The organism is Bifidobacterium sp. UBA6881 (genome assembly GCA_002451435.1).
GTDB lineage: Bacteria > Actinomycetota > Actinomycetes > Actinomycetales > Bifidobacteriaceae > Bifidobacterium.
The window spans coordinates 5,890-6,813 of record DKCF01000102.1; the positions used below are offsets into that span (position 1 = coordinate 5,890).

Consider the following 924-nt stretch of genomic DNA (forward strand, 5'->3'; position numbering starts at 1 on the left):
GCCATCGTAGTATGCGGCAATAATCGCCGATCAGATATTGTGCCGAGCATCGGCATATCAACGATCGGCACAACCGCGCCAAGGCAGCGCGGCACGGCATCTACCGCAACGTCAGCGTCGCGGTCAACGCCAGATGATCGCTTCCTTCAATGGTGAAGGAACGCACCTCGGACGCATGCAGACCGTGCGTGTACAGCACGTGGTCGAGCACGATGCGCGGCCACGGAAGCCATGACGGGAAAGTGGCCCGTCTTCCCTTCGCCTCGGCAAGCGCGGCGTCCTCGAAGCCATCGGCGAGCAAACGCCGGAAACTCGGATGATCGGTGCTGGAATTGAGATCGCCCATGATGACGGTGATGTCGCCGGCCTTCTGCGAAGTGGAAAGCTCTCCCAGACCGATGATGCCGGCCGACCAATCGGCGCAGCCGCGCATCGGCGATTTCGGATGCGCAGACACGAAGGTGACGTTGCGCTGGGCGTCGATGGGGAAACACACTCCAGGCACGTCCGCGGCGGGGATCTCAGCGGTGACCGGAGAGGTGTCGCTCGGCTCGACGCGGATCCATATGCCGTTGAATCCGCCGTTGTCGGTCTCTTTGTTCCCGCCCAGCTGACGGTAGGGCAGCACCTCGGAAAGCCCCGCCTCGTCCAGCGCGGCGACAAGATCGTCCGTCAGCTCCTGCAAGGCGAGCACGCCGACATCGTGGCTGCGCACGGCCTCGACGATCTGCCCGGCATTCGCACGGCCATAGCGGCAATTGAGCGTCATCACCCGGAATCCGCCATTGCCGTGGCGCGCGTCGCCACTCTGCGCCTCTTTTGTTTCACGCGATGTTTCACGTTTTTCGGCAAGTTTGTCGGCCACCATCTGCGCCGTGTTGTGCGCCTGCAGATTGTTCATCCAGTACTGCACCTTGCGCAGCA

General features: G+C 62.6%; 1 protein-coding gene. It reads right to left on the bottom strand.

Going from position 1 to position 924, the window contains the following annotated elements:
• Positions 1-100: 100 nt before the first annotated feature.
• The coding region (locus tag B3C64_RS07720) for an endonuclease/exonuclease/phosphatase family protein (protein ID WP_291534893.1) at positions 101-924 on the bottom strand (824 nt) is incomplete at its 5' end.